The 16,872-nt window shown below is 65.9% G+C and carries 14 protein-coding genes; 3 read left to right on the top strand and 11 right to left on the bottom strand.

Annotated elements, in window-relative coordinates:
• Positions 1-6 precede the first annotated feature (6 nt).
• A complete protein-coding gene (locus tag ACQRCJ_RS08170; RefSeq protein ID WP_297230337.1) occupies positions 7-1,794 on the bottom strand; it encodes an LIC12162 family transferase in 1,788 nt (595 codons plus the stop codon).
• A gap of 189 nt (positions 1,795-1,983) precedes the next feature.
• Here ACQRCJ_RS08170 and ACQRCJ_RS08165 point away from each other — a divergent pair, with 189 nt between their 5' ends.
• Positions 1,984-2,898 (top strand): DMT family transporter, encoded by a 915-nt coding sequence (locus tag ACQRCJ_RS08165; protein WP_204625522.1) that lies wholly within the window; start codon positions 1,984-1,986, stop codon positions 2,896-2,898.
• Complete coding sequence (gene rdgB / locus ACQRCJ_RS08160) at positions 2,895-3,530, top strand: RdgB/HAM1 family non-canonical purine NTP pyrophosphatase (RefSeq protein WP_278337908.1); 636 nt, start codon at positions 2,895-2,897, stop codon at positions 3,528-3,530. Before ACQRCJ_RS08165 ends, rdgB begins: the two co-directional genes overlap by 4 nt.
• 547 nt (positions 3,531-4,077) lie before the next feature.
• On the opposite strand, the gene ACQRCJ_RS08155 is transcribed toward rdgB, so the two are convergent.
• The 10 genes from ACQRCJ_RS08155 to ACQRCJ_RS08110 all read right to left on the bottom strand — a co-directional run bounded on the left by ACQRCJ_RS08155 (position 4,078) and on the right by ACQRCJ_RS08110 (position 14,269).
• Positions 4,078-4,629: a 4Fe-4S dicluster domain-containing protein gene (locus tag ACQRCJ_RS08155; protein WP_204625525.1), complete on the bottom strand. Its 552-nt coding sequence runs from the start codon at positions 4,627-4,629 to the stop codon at positions 4,078-4,080.
• Positions 4,622-5,002 carry a hydrogenase maturation nickel metallochaperone HypA gene (hypA, locus tag ACQRCJ_RS08150; RefSeq protein ID WP_204625526.1) on the bottom strand — a complete coding sequence of 127 codons (381 nt, stop codon included), beginning with the start codon at positions 5,000-5,002 and terminating at the stop codon, positions 4,622-4,624. The genes ACQRCJ_RS08155 and hypA overlap by 8 nt, the downstream gene beginning before the upstream one ends.
• A 13-nt stretch (positions 5,003-5,015) precedes the next feature.
• The gene (locus tag ACQRCJ_RS08145; protein ID WP_427799610.1) at positions 5,016-6,104 is read right to left on the bottom strand and encodes a nickel-dependent hydrogenase large subunit; all 1,089 of its coding nucleotides are present in this window, start codon (positions 6,102-6,104) and stop codon (positions 5,016-5,018) included.
• Complete coding sequence (locus tag ACQRCJ_RS08140) at positions 6,101-6,640, bottom strand: NADH-quinone oxidoreductase subunit C (protein ID WP_289616677.1); 540 nt, start codon at positions 6,638-6,640, stop codon at positions 6,101-6,103. The genes ACQRCJ_RS08145 and ACQRCJ_RS08140 overlap by 4 nt, the downstream gene beginning before the upstream one ends.
• A gap of 21 nt (positions 6,641-6,661) precedes the next feature.
• Positions 6,662-7,243 (bottom strand): 4Fe-4S binding protein, encoded by a 582-nt coding sequence (locus tag ACQRCJ_RS08135; protein WP_204625528.1) that lies wholly within the window; start codon positions 7,241-7,243, stop codon positions 6,662-6,664.
• A gap of 215 nt (positions 7,244-7,458) precedes the next feature.
• A complete protein-coding gene (locus tag ACQRCJ_RS08130; RefSeq protein ID WP_006007884.1) occupies positions 7,459-7,908 on the bottom strand; it encodes an NADH-quinone oxidoreductase subunit B family protein in 450 nt (149 codons plus the stop codon).
• Between the two features lie 11 nt (positions 7,909-7,919).
• Positions 7,920-8,882, bottom strand: coding sequence for a respiratory chain complex I subunit 1 family protein (locus tag ACQRCJ_RS08125; protein ID WP_297140034.1), 963 nt, complete (start codon positions 8,880-8,882; stop codon positions 7,920-7,922).
• 15 nt (positions 8,883-8,897) lie between these two features.
• Positions 8,898-12,683 carry a complex I subunit 5 family protein gene (locus ACQRCJ_RS08120; RefSeq protein ID WP_427799609.1) on the bottom strand — a complete coding sequence of 1,262 codons (3,786 nt, stop codon included), beginning with the start codon at positions 12,681-12,683 and terminating at the stop codon, positions 8,898-8,900.
• A gap of 178 nt (positions 12,684-12,861) precedes the next feature.
• A complete protein-coding gene (locus ACQRCJ_RS08115; protein WP_303930708.1) occupies positions 12,862-13,854 on the bottom strand; it encodes an NAD(P)H-dependent glycerol-3-phosphate dehydrogenase in 993 nt (330 codons plus the stop codon).
• Positions 13,855-14,071: 217 nt separating this feature from the next.
• Complete coding sequence (locus tag ACQRCJ_RS08110; protein WP_040369785.1) at positions 14,072-14,269, bottom strand: heavy-metal-associated domain-containing protein; 198 nt, start codon at positions 14,267-14,269, stop codon at positions 14,072-14,074.
• Between the two features lie 112 nt (positions 14,270-14,381).
• On the opposite strand from ACQRCJ_RS08110, the gene ACQRCJ_RS08105 reads away from it, so the two are divergent.
• On the top strand, positions 14,382-16,742 hold the full coding sequence (locus tag ACQRCJ_RS08105) for a heavy metal translocating P-type ATPase (RefSeq protein ID WP_427799608.1): 2,361 nt from the start codon (positions 14,382-14,384) through the stop codon (positions 16,740-16,742).
• Positions 16,743-16,872 lie beyond the last annotated feature (130 nt).

Genomic DNA, 16,872 nt, shown 5'->3' with positions numbered 1-16,872 from the left:
GTCTCCTTACAGGCGTTGCAGCAATGAAACGATATGGGCATCCGGGCCCTTGGGATCGACGAAGGCGTGCTCGCGGCAGAAGGCCCGGCGGGCGGACTGGACGCGCTCATCCAGCCACCAGCGGGCGGGGTTGTCCCAGACTTCCCGGACCTTGGCGGCGGCCGCCTCGGCGGAAGGCTGCCAGATGCCGGCCTCGGCCAGCAGATCCAGCCGGGCCAGGGCTTCGTCGGTCATGGGCCAGATGGATCTGTCCCAGTAGGCGATGGTGGGCACATTGGCCGCCAGGGCCTGGAGCAGGGTGGTGCCGTGATGGTCCAGCACCATGAGGGCGCAGGTGAGCATCCGGGCTTCCAGCGGGCCGCTGCACAGACGCACATGGGGGAAGCGCGGCAACAGCCAGGGCGCATCGTCCAGCGCGCCCGGCGCGTCGAAATGGGGGCGGTAGAGGATCTTGTCGTGCAGGCGGCGGGGCAGGTCCTCAAGGAACCACTGCTTGTCTTCCCGGTACTGGAGCCATTGCAGGGGCGTGGGGCGCGAGTCGAGACGATGCCCGTACAGGGGCATCTCCGCGCCTACGAAGAGCAGGGTATCGTCGCCGCCGCGCCACTGGTCGGCCATGTTGGCCAGCAGGGGATAGGGCAGCGGCAGGAACTGGCCGCCCTTGCCCGCACCCGTGGCCTCGTAATGGCTCCAGCCCCAGGTGCCGAACGCGTGCTGACTGAACTCCACCAGCGGGGTCTCGCACAGGCAGCGCACCTGGCCCACGTTGCCCCCGTGCTGGACGAACATGACACGGTGGCCGCGGGCACGCCAGAGGGCCAGCTTCTGGCGGTAATGGGTATCCTCATGCGCACGGACCGAGGCCACGCGCACGCGCGGGACACGCGCCGGGGCGACGTGGTCGGGATGATCCAGCTCGGCAAGGGTCTGGGGCAGGGCGCCGATGAAAATGGGCAGGGGATCGAGCGGCAGGTCGTGCTTCACACCGGTGGCCGCGCTGCCGAAATGGGCGGCCAGAGGGCGGCTGGCATCGGGCTGGCGGCTGGGATGGAGCAGGGCCAGCGAATAGCGCAGGGCCTGATGCAGCCGCATGCCGCGCAGGGGCGGGCAGGGCAGGCGCAGCACGCAGGAGCGCGCCCAGGCCCGCAGGCGCTGTTTCAGGCTGCCGCTGTCTTCCGGCGGGATGAGCCGGCCATAGGAGGCGCACACGGGCAGGGCGTAGGAGCGGGTCCAGCGTTCGGGCCAGACGGCCTCCAGCAGGCGGGACATGAGCCAGGTGTTCCAGTCCGCGCCCAGGGCGCCGCTCATGACGAAATCGTGTTCCGTGGCGAAGGAAAAGGCGCAGTCCTCGGGCAGCAGCTCCACATGCAGGGGCAGGTGGCCCCAGTCCTCCACCATGGCGCGCACGCGCAGCCAGCGTTCCACCAGCTGGCGCGCCACCGTGCAGGCCCAGGGCGTCAGCAGGGTCTCCCAGTAGACGCCGGGCAGGTCGATCTCGTCCGGGCCCAGCAGGGTGCTGACGGGATTGTTTTCCTCGGCGCGACGGCGTTGCAGGTCCAACAGGTGCCGCCCCAGGGCGGGGATGCTGTCCACGGTCAGGGACTGGGCCATGAGCACGGCCCTGTCCAGGGTGGCGGGATCGCGCAGGGGCTCCCGGCCGAAGACGAAGCTGTCTTCCCAGCCGGGAAAGAAATCTTCTTCCGTATCGAAACACCAGGGCCCGGCTGCCCAATGGGTATCGGGATCGGCCCCACGGGGCATGAGCCCCAGGACAAGGTGGCGCGTCTGAGCCATGAGAGCAAACCTTGGTGGAAGTGGGCAGCGGGGGAACCCCGTGCGGGAGTGGAGACAGTGCGACATGCGTCGCGTAACGGCCAAGATAGCCGGTTTGCAGGGAAAAGGAAAGACTGCCCCGTCCCGCTTTTGCCATTTGCAGGGCAACCTGTTATGAGAGCGCAGGAGGACGGCAGCGCCGGGAAAAGCATGAAACAGAACACATCAGGCTACTTGCTGGCCCTGCTGGCCGTGGTCATCTGGTCGGGGAATTTCGTGGTGGCGCGCGCCGTGGCGGACATGATCCCGCCGTGGCAGTGCAACTTCTGGCGCTGGTTCACGGCCTTCGTCACCATCCTGCCCTTTGCCTGGCGCCATCTGCGCGAGGACTGGCCCGCTCTGCGCCGTCACTGGCGTTTTGTGGTGGTCATGTCCCTGCTGGGCGTGACGCTGATGAACACCTTTTTCTACAAGGCCGGGCAAAGCACAGAGAGCCTGAACATGGCCCTGATCGCGCCCACGGCCCCCATCATCATCCTGATATTCTCGCGCCTGCTCTACGGTGAGGCCATCACCCCGCGCCGTCTGCTGGGCATGCTGGTGGTGGCCACAGGCATCGTGATCCTGGTCAGCCGCGGCGATATGGAACGCCTGGCGGCTCTGCGCTTTGCCCCCGGTGACCTCTGGTCCCTGGGCGGAGCGGCAAGCTTTGGCCTGTATTCGCTGTTCATGCGCCACCGGGGCACGGATCTTTCGGTCTTCGGCTTCAGTGCCGCCACCTTCGGGCTGGGGGCGCTGTTCTGCGTGCCGCCCGTGCTGGCCGAGATGTGCTGGCTGCCGCCCGTGCAATGGGAGCCTGCCGTCATCATAGGCGTGCTCTATGCCGGGGTGGGCTGCTCCTTTTGTTCCTTCTGCCTCTGGACGGCCGCCATCAGCCGTATCGGGCCCGTGCGTGCGGGCATCGTCTACTACAGCATGCCCGTCTTCGCCGCCACGGGGGCCCATATCGTCCTTGGGGAGGCCGTCAACACGGCCCAGGTGGTGGGCGGCATGCTCATCATCGGCGGCATCCTGATCGCGACACTGCAACGACCGCACCTGCCGGTGCGCAAGGAGAACTCATGAACGACAACGGAAAGCTGCGGGTGGTGCTGGCCACCCATAATGCCGGCAAGATCCGGGAACTGGCCGATCCCATGGCCGACTTCGGCATCGAGGTGGTGGGCCTTTCCCTCTTCCCCGAGATCGGCGAGATCGAAGAGACCGGGACCACCTTCGAAGAGAACGCCCTCATCAAGGCCCGTGCCGTGTGTGCCGCCACCGGTCTTGTGGCCGTGGCCGACGACTCAGGCCTGGAAGTGGACGCCCTGGACAAGGGTCCCGGTGTCTATTCCGCCCGCTATTCCAACGACTGGGAAAGCCTGCCCGGCGAGAGCGTGGACAAGCGCAACATGCGCAAGCTGCTTTTTGAACTGCGCGATGTGCCCCAGGCCCGCCGCTCCTGCCGCTTCGTGAGCTGTATGGTGGCCGTGCATCCCGACGGCCGCGAGCTTGTGGTGCGCGGTACCTGGGAAGGTCGCATCCTCGAAGAGCCCCTGGGCGAGAACGGCTTCGGCTACGATCCCCTGTTCTGGGACGAGAGCATCCGCAAAAGCGCCGCCCAGCTCACCCGTGACGAGAAGAACGCCCGCAGCCATCGCGGCAACGCCCTGCGTGCCCTGCTGGCCCGCTGGTCCGATTTCATGGCCGGGAAGTAGCCCGGGAGCACCCGGTGATGCGGGGAAAGGGGGTTCGTCGCTGCTGCCGATGCCAGTAACGTTCCTGCCCCGTTGATGGGGACGGCCTATCGTTTTTGAGGGGGGAACCCCCTCATTGTTGCTGTCGATGCCCGTAACGCTCCCTTGTCGCTAACGGGCACGGCCTGCGGCCGCCATCCGGTCGCTGCTGGCGCGAGAGGGGTTCCCCCCTCAAACTCCCCCCTCCCCAGCGCGCTTTATCGCGGTGCCTTCGGCACCGACGGGGCCGGTGGCCAGACTGTTTGATGCAAAGCAAGAGAGCGTCCCCGCTGCCGTACATCATGCGGCAGCGGGGACGCTCCATTATTTTGGTGCGGGAGATGCTCCGGACAGGATGCCCGCGGCTTTCCTGCGCTCCAACTGCAGGGAGCAGACCTGGACGGATAAAAGTTTTTGGAAGGGAGATGGGGGAGCACGAGGGGGAAGAGGGAGAACCTTTTTTCAAAAAGGTTTCCCTCTTCCCCCTCGTCAAAACGCGGCTGCCATGCAGCCTGTGGGCCCGTGGGCGCTATTCGGCGGCAGCGGGCTTTTTCTTTTCGGGCTTGGGCGCTTCGATGATGGTGCCGTCGGGCTCCACCATGGAAAGGGCGTGCACGGGGCAGGCCTCCATGCAGGCGGTGATCTTTTTGCCGTTCTCTTCACGCCAGGCCTTGCACATGTCGCAGCGCACGGCCACTTCGCGGCGGCTGCGCTGGGCCATGGTCTCGCCGCCTTCTTCGGGCATGCCGATGGTATCCAGCGAGATGGTGCCGTAGGGGCAGACGGCGATGCACATCTTGCAGGCCACGCACAGCTGCACGCGCATGGTGATGCGGCCGTCTTCTTCCTGCTGCAGGGCGCCGGTGGGGCAGATGTTGCAGCAGGGGGCGGGGTTGCACTGGTGGCAGCGCACGGTGGTCTTGAAGCCTTCGGCCTTGACCACCTGCACGCGCGAGACCAGCACGTCGCGGTGCTTCATGGCTTCCTTGAAGGTCATCCCGTGGTGCGCGGCGATACAGGCCACTTCGCAGCGGCGGCAGGCGCGGCATTTGTCGGGTATTACCTGAATATGCTCAATCATGGCTTTCCTCCGGCTCCACCTCCAGATTGGTCATCACAAGACCGTGTCCGCCGGTGAAGCGTATAGCGTCGCTGCCGCAGTGGGGGCAGGTGAAGTGCCTTCTGTGCAGCTCGAATGTATGTCCGCAATCCGTGCAGCGGCAGGGCAGGGGAGCGGTCTGCAGGATGAGCTCCGCGCCTTCGGCCATGCCGCCCTGGGCAAAGATCTCGAAGCAGCCTTTCAGGGTCTGCGGCTCCACACAGGAGATGAGGCCCAGCTCGCAGGTGATGCTGCGGATGCGGCGCACCTGCTGTTCCGGGTGGGCCGCATTGTGGTCTTCCACAGTTTTCAGGGCTATCTTGAGCAGCCCCTGGACAAGACTGGCTTCGTGCATCCTTGTTTCCGGCCTAGCGCTCCGTGCAGGAGACGCAGGGGTCGATACTGTTGGTGATCAGGGCCACGTCGGCCACGGCGCAGTCGCGTATCATGACGCCCAGGGCCTCCCAGTTCATGTACGAAGGCACGCGCCACTTGAGGCGGGCCGGGATGTCCGTGCCGTTGGTACGGATGTAGTAGAAGACTTCGCCGCGGGGCGCTTCGCTGCGGGCGCAGGCTTCGGCCGTGTGGATCTGGCGCATGGGCACGCAGTGGGGGCCTTCGGGCATGCGTTCGCAGCACTGGCGGATGAGCTTGAAGGATTCGAAGATCTCGTCCAGGCGCACCATGGTGCGGGAGTGGATGCAGCAGCCGTCATGGGTGATGCTCTTGAACTCCAGGTCGGGATAGGCCGCATAGGGCGAATCCTTGCGCACGTCGATGGCGATGCCGGAACCGCGCGCCACGGGGCCCACCACGCCCAGGCGCAGGGCGTCTTCCCTGGGCAGCAGGCCCAGGCCCTTGGTACGGCCCAGGACCATGGAGTTGGTGGCATAGATCTCGCGGATCTCGTCCACGGCGGGCTCCACCTTGTCGATCATGCCCAGGATGTACTTGAGCATGTCCGGGGGCACGTCGCACTTGACGCCGCCGATGCAGTTGGAGGCCAGGTTCATGCGGTTGCCGTACACGGTCTCCTTCACGTCCTGCATCATCTCGCGCACTTCCATGACGTGCATGAACAGCGACTTGAAGCCGATGATGTGGGCCTGGATGGCGGTGTTGAACAGGTGCGAGGCCACGCGCTTGATCTCTTCGGCCAGCACGCGCAGGTAGCGGGCACGGACGGGGATCTCCATGCCCAGCACGTTTTCCACGGCCATGCTGTAGGTGAAGCTGTGGCTGTTGGAGCACAGGGAGCAGACGCGCTCGGTCAGGGTGACGTTCTTGATGAGGTTGCGCTGGGTGGCCAGGGCTTCCATGCCGCGGTGCACGTGACCGGAGGTCAGCTCCACCTTGCGGATGGTCTCGCCTTCCACGGTGAGGTTGAAGTAGACGGGCTCTTCAAGCGCCACATGCACGGGGCCCAGCGGCATGTTGAAAGTGGTGAGCTTGCTCATGCGCGTTCCCCTTCCTTTTCTTTCAGAATGCGTTCCCAGAGGTCCGTGGTGCAGGCCCCGTTCATCATGATGGACAGCGGCACGGCCTCGTTGAGGATGCCGGCGTCCAGTTCCTCGTCAAGGAAGAGGCGGCGCGGGTTGGGCTGGTTGGCCACGCGGATGCCGTACAGTTCCATCATCTCGCGCTCATGCCAGTCGGCATTGGCGAACAGGGGGGTGATGGAAGGCACGGTGTTGTGTTCGGCGGTCAGGGTGACGGTGATGTTGTAGACCACGCCCTGCAGCTCGAAGTGGTAGCACAGTTCCTGTTGCTGTTCGCCCAGCTGCTTCAGGTTGTAGGCCGTGATCATGCACAGACGGGCATGGGCGCCCTGCAGGGCGGTGGCGGCCTGGCTCATGAAACGGGGATGGTCCAGACGGAACCAGTGGAAGGCGTTGCCGTAGGCGTCGGTGCTGTGATGTATGGCTTGGTCGCGGGTGCAGAGGGCTCCCAGAGCCTCTATGAGCGCGGCGTTGCCTTGCAGAATCTCTTGCATGTTCAATCCTCGTAAAAACGGCTAATCCGTGGTGGGCGCGGCAGAAGCGGGGGTCTGGGCGGGCTCCATGGCCTTGTGGGGCTCGGGCAGATGACAAAGGCTGCGCTTGGCGTCCTCGATCTGGCGGCACTTGGGGCACAGGTGACGGATCTGGTCGGGGTCGATCTCGCTGTTCTTGGCGTAGAGTTTTTCCGCCAGTTTGAGCGGCAGGGGCCGCATGAGGGTGCCGCAGTGCGAGCAGGGTTCGTAATTGATGGTCTGCTGCTCCACACGACCGAACTTTTCGGACTCCAGGTGGGCCGAATGCCAGTCATTGGTGATGCTCATGGCACCGGTGGGGCAGTACTGGCGGCAGGAGGCGCACAGACAGCAGGAGTCCTGCCAGACCGTGATGGTGTAGCCGCTGTTGTCCGGTTTCTGGCGGATGTTGATGGCCCCGGCGGCACAGACATGACGGCACACGCCGCAGCCCATGCACAGGTTGGGGTCGATCTTCACCCGGCCCCGCAAGCGCTCGGGCGTGAATGTTTCACCCAGCGGGAACGGGTCCGTGCTGGGGCCTTGCAGCAGATTGCGGAACAGAATTTTCAGAAAACCCGCCATAATTATTCCTCCGGGCCCGGGCGCGGGCCTTTGGGCGTACGGGGAATCAGACCGCAGACGTGGTGGCATATGCCGCAGCGCCGGCAGGGCTGATCCCCGGAAGTTGTCTCGGCAGCGGGGGAGGCACCGTCAAGAGGTGCGGTACCGTCAGCGGGAGCGGCGTCACGCAGCCCCAGCCAGACGGCCAGCCGATGCAAAGGCTTCCCCCTGTCCATTTATTCCTCGATGCCCAGCTTTTTGAGCCACATCTTGCGTGCCAGCACCACGCCTTCCAGGATGGCCTGGGGGCGGGGCGGACAGCCGGGCACGTTCACATCCACGGGGATGTAGCGCGAGATGGGGCCCTCGATGGAGTAGCCTTCGCGGAACACGCCGCCGGAGATGGGGCAGATGCCCACGGCCACGGTGATCTTGGGCTCGGGGATCTCGTTCCAGACCGCGAGCACGCGGTCGCGCACACGGGTGGTCAGCGGGCCGGTGATGAGCACGATGTCGGCATGGCGGGGGCTGCCGCAGTACCGGCACCCCAGGCGTTCCACGTCGTAGCGGGGGATGCAGGCCGTGGTGGCCAGTTCCACGTCACAGCCGTTGCAGGAGCCCGCGTTGATGCGGAAGAGCCACGGCGAGCGTACCGACAGTTTCTTGAGCATGTTGTCCAGACTCATGCCCGACCTCCTTACAGCGCCCACACCAGCACCAGGCTCACCAGAGCCAGGACGGTGGGGACCTTCACATAAAAGCGGAACGCCTGGTCGATGCGGAAACGCCCGGTGGCGGACTTGACCAGGGTCAGGGACAGCAGCATCAGCACCAGACACTTGAAGACGAACCAGATCAGGTTGACGATCCAGAAGTCGGAGATGGTGCCGGGGAAGAACAGGGCCACGCCCAGGCCCAGGACCACGAAGGTCTTGAGGGCGGAGCCGATCTGGAACAGGGCCAGCAGGGGGCCGCCGTATTCCAGCAGGGGACCTTCCAGCACTTCGGTCTCGGCTTCGGGGATATCGAAGGGCGGCACGCCCATGGTGCCGGGCAGGAAGATCAGGTAGGCCAGCAGGGCCGGGATCATGACCGGGTTGAGGCCCAGGGAACCGGCGCTCTGCTGCCAGTCCACGATGGCCAGCAGGGAGAACTCGGCACCGGTACCGGTGGCCTTGCCCACCAGCATGGCCACGGCCAGCAGGATCATGAGCAGGGGGGTCTCGTAGGCCAGCATCATGAGCATCTCACGCGAGAAGCCCATGGCGCCGAAGGGCGAGCTGGAGGCCGAGCCGCCCAGCATGATGGCGATGGCCGGGATGGGCAGCAGGTAGAAGAGCACCAGCAGGTCGCCCATGTTGTACAGGCCGCTGAACACGCCGGGCACGGGGATGAAGGCCGCACAGACGGCCATGCCCGCAAAGCCCACCACGGGCGCGGCCAGGAAGACGCTGCGCACGGCCGTTTTGGGGATCAGGGTCTCCTTGGTCAGCAGTTTGGCGATATCCAGCAGGGGCTGGATCAGCGGCGGGCCCACGCGGCGCTGCAGGCGGGCCTCGACGCGGCGGTCAAGGCCTTTGAACAACAGCCCCACAGCCAGCGCGAACAGGCCGCCGGGGAAAATGCACATGTGCAGCACACCAAGAATGATGTCGGTCATCTCGGTTTCTCCTTCCTAGCTCTTGTTGTCTACGCTGGTATTGCCCGGGAACCAGGCCAGGCGGCGAACCAGCCCGCCGTAGATGCCCGAGGGCGCCATGCGGCTGGTGGCCACCTCGGTGGGCAGACCGCAGGTATGCACGTCCACTTCACGCAGCACCACGAAGCGGCGCACGAAGTACCAGCCCGCGGCGGCGGCGATGGCCATCATCACGCTCAGGCCGGTGGCGTTCCAGGCACCGGGGCCTTCCTGCAGGCCCGAGAGGCCCACCACCAGGCTGCCGGCGTTGTAGTCGCCCAGGATGGCGTTGATGGGCCAGAGCATCAGGCCGGGGAAGATGCCGGTGATGATGCAGCCGATGGCCAGGATGGCCATGGGCACACGCATGGTCAGCGGGGCTTCCTGCACATGATCCAGATGCTTGGAAGGCTGGCCCAGGAAGGCCGCATGCAGGAACTTGGCGATGTAGGCCAGGGTCAGCACGCTGCCCACCAGGGAGAGCAGGGCCAGGAAGGGCTGGTCCGCCTGCATCAGGGCATGGTAGATGATCCACTTGGACGAGAAGCCGCTGGTGGGCGGCACGCCGACCACGGACAGGCCGGCGATGGCGAACATGCACAGGGTGAAGGGCATCTTGCGGCCGATGCCGCCCAGATCATCCAGGCTGTCGGCGTGGGTGGCGAACATCACGGCGCCGCAGACGAGGAAGAGCAGGTCCTTGAAGAACACGTGGTTGACCACGTGCAGCATGCCGCCCGCGTAGCCCAGGGCACCGCCGGCAGCCACGGCCAGCACCATGTAGCCGATCTGGCTCACGGTGGAGTAGATGAAGACCAGCTTCACGTTGTTGACCAGCAGGGCCTGGGTGGCGGCCATGACGATGGTGATGCCGCCGATCCACATGACCACGGTCTGGATCAGTTCATTGGGCCAGGCGGCGCTGACGCCGATCATGGCCAGGCTGCCGCCCATGAGCATGAAGAGCTTGATGAGGCCCAGGATGGAGCTCTTCAGCAGCACCGAGGATATGTAGCCGGACACGGGCGTGGGGGCCAGGGCCGGATGCATCTGCCAGTCGATGCGGAAGGGCAGCTGGGCGGCCTTCATGACGAAGCCGATGGCCAGCAGGGCGGTACCGCCCCAGACGACCCAGCCGGGCAGCAGGAAGATCTTGGTCAGGTGCTGCATGGACTCGGAAGAGAACGGCGTGGCCGGACCAAGCACACAGACGCCCACGAAGATGAAGCCGGCGCCCAGCACGTTGAAGAAGAAGTACTTGAAGGCTTCGCGCAGCGAGGCCTTGTCGCCTTCATGAGCGATGGCCATGTAGAGCGTCCACGAGCTCATGATCTCCCAGAACAGGAAGAACTGGAAGAGATAGATGCTGGCGGAGATGCCCACCAGGCCGCCGCACATGGCGGTGAAGGCACAGTAGAAGCGCCACTGGGTGTGGCTGTGGGACATGTAGCCCTGGGCGTAGAAGACGTTCAGGGCGCCGATGAGCGGCACGATGAGCGCGAAGCAGTAGCTCAGGGTATCCAGGTCGCGGCCCAGGAAGATCACCAGGGCGGCGGTCAGCAGCAGCACGAAGGCGCTGGAGCGGGCGGCCCAGATGGGATTGCGGCGGAAGAAGGCCGGCAGCAGGGCACCGAACACGGGCACGGCCACATAGATGGGCCAGGGCGCCATGACGGACTGGAGCACGACCAGATCCATGGAGGCCGGGGCGAAGCAGGCCGAGGCCACGGGGATGACCAGCGTGAGCGGGGCCCAGGGGGCCAGGCCCAGCAGCAGGCTGAGGGCGGCCAGGGCCATGAGGGCGCCGCGGATGGACCACGGGGCCTCTTCCACCATGGGCAGGTCGGCGGGACGTTCCTCGAAGACCAGGGTCTTGAGGATGCGCACGTAGTAGATGGCGCCCACCAGGGAGCCGATGAGGATCAGGGCCGCCAGCGCGGGATGACCGGCATGGATGGCGGACTGGATCATCAGGTATTTGCTGAAGAAGGCGGTGAACGGCGGCAGGCCCATGATGCAGATGAGACCCACGGCCATACAGCTCACGGTCCAGGGCATGCACTGGCCAAGACCGCGCAGGTCGGCGAGCTTGCGGCTGCCGGCCCGCAGGATGAGGGCGCCCGCACCAAGGAAGAGCAGGTCCTTCATGATGGCGTGGCTGAGCATGTGCGACAGGGCGCCGGCCGTGGCCAGCCAGGTGCCCATGCCCAGCACCAGGGCGATCTCGCCCAGCTGGCCCAGGGTCGAGTAGGCCAGCATGCGCTTGATGTCGTCCTGCTTCAGGGCCATGAGCTCACCGAAGATCAGGGTGGCCGCGCCCATGAAGGTCAGGATGGAGCCGAACCAGGACAGGCCGAAGACCTCGGCCTTGGCGAACAGGGCGCCGTTGGTCTGGCCCAGCAGCAGGACCACGATGCCGAACATGCCCATCTTGGTGATGATACCGGACAGGGGACCGGACACCGAGGAAGGCGCGGCGGGGTGGGCATCGGGCAGCCAGGAGTGCAGGGGCACCAGACCGGCCTTGACGCCGAAGCCGACGAGGCAGAGCAGGGCGGCCATGTTCAGCACATGGGGCGAAAGCAGGGCGCTCTGGATGCGGACATCGGCAAGGCCCAGGCCGCCGTTGCCCAGCAGCAGCATGCCGGGCAGCATCAGCAGGGCGCCGCCCGCGCACATCAGGTAGTATTTGAAGCCCGCGTCAAAGGCCACGCGGTTGGCTTCGTGCACCACCAGGAAGTAGGAGGCGAAGGTCATCAGTTCCCAGTAGCCGTACATGGCGGCCATGTCGGGCGTGGAAACGATGCCGGCCAGAGAGGCGAAGGTCAGCAGCAGGAAGAACCAGTACCAGCCCTGCCGGTGGGCGTGGGCCATGTAGCCCAGGGAGTACACCGAGACGATGAAGGCGATGAAGCCGATCATCACCAGGAAGAGCAGGGCCACGGGCGCGGGCGCATCCAGCGTCAGGGTCGCGGCCAGGGCGGCGGCACAGGCCAGCACGCCAAGGTGGGGCATCCAGCGGAATTTCGCCCAGGCGGCCACGCCGCAGACGAAGGCGCCGGCAAAGTAGATCCAGAAGGCGGGATGGACGGTGGCGTGGGCCACCTGCAGGCCGGCCCAGCCGGCGGCCACGTCCAGCATGGGGCCGCGGGCCAGGCCCATGAGCGCCACCAGCACGCCCAGCACCAGGGTCAGGGCGTCGGAACGGCAGCTGCCGGAGGCAGCGCCGTCACAGGCGGTGCTACAGGGCTGCAGGAAGCACTGGCGCAGGGCGTCCACATGCAGGGCGATGAGGACCGTGGCCGTGACGGCCGCCAGCACGGTGCAGAACAGGCCGCAGTGCAGAGGCAGGGAAGAGGCCAGTATGCCCTGGGTGATAAAAAGACGCCCTTCCGGGATCAGGAAGGGCGAACCGCCCACGCTGGCCATGAGGCCGAGGGCGAACAGGGCACCATTGACGGGCTGGAGTTTGACGGCCCCGCGCAGGGCCGCGAAGGTCGCCGACGGAGCGGCGGGCCCGGCCAGGGAATTGAGGGCGCTCCAGCTCAGGCCGCGGGCCAGCAGCTGGAAGGCCACGAACAGCCAGACGCCTGTACCGGCGGCGGCATTGGCCGCACCCAGCGCCATGCAGATGAGGCCCGCGTCATGCACGGCCCCCCACAGGATGAGCCGGCGGGCGTTCTGCCGCTGGCGGATCGCCTGCCATGCGCCGTACAGCAGGAACAGCAGGCCCGGGATGAAAAGGATGAAGGAACCGCTTGCCGTGTAGGATGGTATTGTCATACGCGCCCCATTGTCTGCCGGGTAAAAAGTACAAAATTATTGCAGAGGACGTGGATGCGCGTCATCTGCCCGCGTTTGCCCTTCCGGCGGGATATCCTCGTGAAAAAAATTTTTTTCACGATTAGCCAAAAGATACGCGACATTCCTGACTGGTGCAAGCCTCTTTTTGGCTTGCTTGTCATTCCTGGCGCAAAGTCCTCGTCATCAGACGCATGACCGCTTCGCGGGGGGATTCGCCCCCGTGCAGCAGGCCCTGGACGGTATCGGTCACCGGCGTCTCCACACCCAGCCGCCGGGCCAGGTCGTAGACCGCCGAGGTGGTCTTGACCCCCTCGGCCACCATGCCCAGGCTGGAGGTGATGTGCTCCAGGCTCTCCCCCTGTCCCAGGCGCAGGCCTACCTGCCGGTTGCGGGAAAGGTCGCCCGTGCAGGTCAACGCCAGGTCGCCCAGGCCGGAAAGGCCCATGAAGGTGGCCGCCTGCGCCCCGCAGGCCTCGCCGATACGGCTCATCTCGGCCAGGCCGCGCGTCAGCAGGGCAGCCCGGCTGTTGTGGCCCAGCCCCAGCCCGTCGCAGACGCCGGCCGCAATGGCCATGACGTTCTTCAGCGCGCCGCCCAGTTCCACGCCCAGCACGTCGGTGCTGGAGTAGCAGCGGAAGGTGGCGCAGGAAAAAAGTTCACGCAGACGGCAGCCCAGCGCTTCTTCCGCCGTGGCCAGCACCACGGCCGTGGGCTGGTCGCGCACCACTTCGGCTGCGAAGGACGGCCCGGAAAGCATGGCATAGTGGAACGGCCTGCCCGCCAGCTCTTCCGCCACGATGCGGCTGCACGGGGAAAGCGTGCCCAGCTCCAGCCCCTTGGCGGCATTGATGAGCACGGGCTCGGGGTGCAGATGGTCCTGCATGGCGTGGAGCCAGCCGCGCAGCTGCTGGCAGGGTATGGCCAGCAGAAGGAGCTCGGTACCCAGCAGTTCCGGCCCCGTCCCGGCCTCCAGGTCGGGATGCAGGGCAAGCCCCGGCAGGTAGCGCGGGTTCTCGTGCCTGGTATTGATGGCCTCGGCCACGGCGGCATCACGCAGCCACAGGCGCGTCCTGTGCCCGCGGACTGCCAGCAGATGCGCCAGGGCCGTGCCCCAGCTGCCGCCACCGGCCACAGTGATGGTGTGTCGCATGTTCTCTCCTGACGATCTGCGGACAATAAAACTCTTCGTTATTACGGCTTTTGTGCCATCACGGCAAGTAGGGAACGCTTGTTGTTCTATGCGTGTAGAATCATTGGAATAAATTAGAAAATATTTCATAAGATATTTTCTAAGGAAAAAGCGCCTGCGCTTGGGGACAAAAAAAGGCCGCATGCGCGGCCTGAAAAAGATGTGGCGGTCGTGGGGGTTATTGGGGATCGAAGCCGATGTCGAAGATGGCCTGACGCAGGGCGGCCTCATCGACCGGAGCGCTTTCTTCATAGCGCAGTTCCTTGGCGTCCAGGTCCACCACGGGGTTGCTCACGCCGGGGATCTTGGCGGCGGCTTCTTCCACAGCGGCTTTGCAATGGCCGCAACGCATGCCGTTGACTTTGAGGATCTTCATGCGACACTCCTTGCTGTGTTCCCACATATTGATTTTCATTTTCAATGGGAGCACCATCAGGAATAATACTGCCGGAACGGAGCGTCAAGACCACCGGCAGGCAGGAGGTTTTATGGAAACGCGAAAGGCAGGTCCCTTGCGTTTTGATATCGGCGGCATGCATTGCGCCGCCTGTTCCTCACGCATCGAACGCGTGGTGGGGCGCATGGAGAACGTGGAGCGCATCGCGGTCAACCTGGCCACGGCCAAGGCGCAGATCTGGCTCAAGCCGGGCACGGAAAGCGAGACGGTGCCCCTGATCATGGAACGCGTGGCGGGCATGGGCTTCAGTGCCGTGCCGTCACAGGAAGAGGACGTGGCCGTCCAGTACGAGAAAAAACGCCGGCAGGACGAAAAGGACCGGCGCGTGCGTCTGGGGCGTCTGGGCCCCATGCTGGTCTTTGCCGTGCCCCTGCTCATCCTCTCCATGGGACATATGCTGGGCATGCCCCTGCCCGCCTGGCTCGATCCGCACCACGCGCCCCGAACCTTCATGCTGGCGCAGCTGGCCCTGACCCTGCCCGTGGTCTGGCTGGGCCGCCATTTCTACCGCGAAGGTCTGCTGGCCCTGGCCCACAAGGCCCCCACCATGGACAGTCTGGTGGCCGTGGGCACGGGATCGGCCCTGCTCTACAGCCTGTGGACGACCCTGCTGGGCCTTGCGGGCAGCGCCCCCCAGCTGCGGGCCATGAACCTGTATTATGAATCCGTGGCCGTGTTGCTGACCATGATCGAGCTGGGCCAGTTCCTGGAGGCCACGGCCAAGCGCAAGGCCGGGGATGCCATGGGCGCGCTGCTGCGCCTGACGCCGGAAACGGCCCTGCGTCTGGAGGCTGACGGCCAGAGCCGCGAGATCCCGCTGGCCGAGGTCATGCCCGGCGATACCCTGGTCATCAGGCCCGGCGCCCGCATCCCCGTGGACGGCAGCGTGACCGGCGGCAAGAGCGCCGTGGACCTTTCCCTGCTGACCGGGGAATCCATCCCCGTGGCCGTGGGCCCCGGCGACAGCCTCGTGGCCGGGAGCGTCAACGGTGAAGGCGCCCTGACCATGACCGCCGAACATGTGGGGCAGGACACCCGTCTGGCCCGCATCATCCGGCTGGTGCGCGAGGCCCAGGGCAGCAAGGCCCCCATCGCCCGACTGGCCGACCGGGTGAGCTTCTACTTCGTGCCCGCGGTCATGGGCATCGCCACCCTGGCCGGGCTGGCCTGGCTTGTCTTCAGCGACGAGCCCGCCACCGTGGCCGTCACGGTCTTCGTGGCCGTGCTGGTCATGGCCTGCCCCTGCGCCATGGGCCTGGCCACGCCCATGTCCATCATGGTGGGCACCGGACGCGGCGCCCAGCTGGGCGTGCTCATCAAGAACGGTGCTGCCCTGGAGCAGGCCGGTCACGTCCGGGCCATCGCCGTGGACAAGACCGGGACCCTGACCACCGGCAAGCCCGTGCTGACCGGAGTCATCCCCCTCGCCGCCCATGACGAGCAGGCCCTTGTTACGCTGTCCGCCGCGCTGGAGGCCCGCTCCGAGCATCCGCTGGCCCTGGCCCTGGTGGCCGCGGGCAAGGAACGCGGCTGCCCCGCCTGCCCCGTGGATGCCGTGGACGTGGCGCCCGGTCTGGGCATCGCCGGTGTGGTGACGCTGGGCGATACGGCCTGGCGCGTGGCCCTGGGCAATGTCGCTTTCATGGAGCAGAACCGCATCGCTCCCGATGCCGCGGTGCTGGAACGGCTGGCCTCGCTGGCCGAAGCCGGGCAGACGCCGCTGCTGCTGGCGCTGGCTCCGGCCCGTGCCGCCCTTGCCGCTGCCGGTGATGACGACAGCGCCCGCTGGCAGTGGGACGACCTCCAGATCGCGGGCATCCTTTCGCTGGCCGACGCCCTGCGTCCCGAATCCGCCGCGGTGGTGGCCCGCCTGCACGAGATGGGCATCCGGGTGGTCATGCTCACCGGTGACAACGAACGCACCGCCCGGGCCGTGGCCCGACAGGCCGGTCTGGCTGACGCCGACGTGGCCGCCGGACTGTTGCCCGCCGAAAAGGCCGAGCGCATCCGTCGCCTCCAGGCCGAAGGCCTGCTGGTGGCCATGGTGGGCGACGGCATCAATGACGCCCCGGCCCTGGCCGTGGCCGACGTGGGCATGGCCGTGGGCAGCGGTGTGGACGTGAGCGCCGAAGCCGGGGACATCGTCCTCATGCGCGGCGGCACGGACGCCGTGCTCACCGCTCTGGCCCTTTCCCGCGCCACCATGCGCAACATCCGCCAGAACCTGGGCTGGGCCTTCGGCTACAACCTGCTGGGCCTGCCCGTGGCCGCCGGGCTGCTGCATGTCTTCGGTGGGCCCATGCTCTCGCCCATGATCGCCGGCACCGCCATGGCCCTGTCCTCCTTCTCCGTGGTCAGCAACGCGCTGCGGCTGCGCTTCTTCAAAGTATAGGCGGGTATTGTCTGCTGTTTGTTTGCAGGGGGGAAGGGAAACCTTTTTGGAAACCCTCTGTTCTCATCCGTAGTTGAAACTCAAACCTTATATTTATCCTTCCGCTGAAATTCCATGAAGAAAAGCCCTA

Source organism: Desulfovibrio sp. SGI.102, from assembly GCF_050314315.1.
Classification (GTDB): Bacteria; Desulfobacterota; Desulfovibrionia; order Desulfovibrionales; family Desulfovibrionaceae; genus Desulfovibrio.
This window is presented reverse-complemented; position numbering and strand designations above follow the sequence as displayed.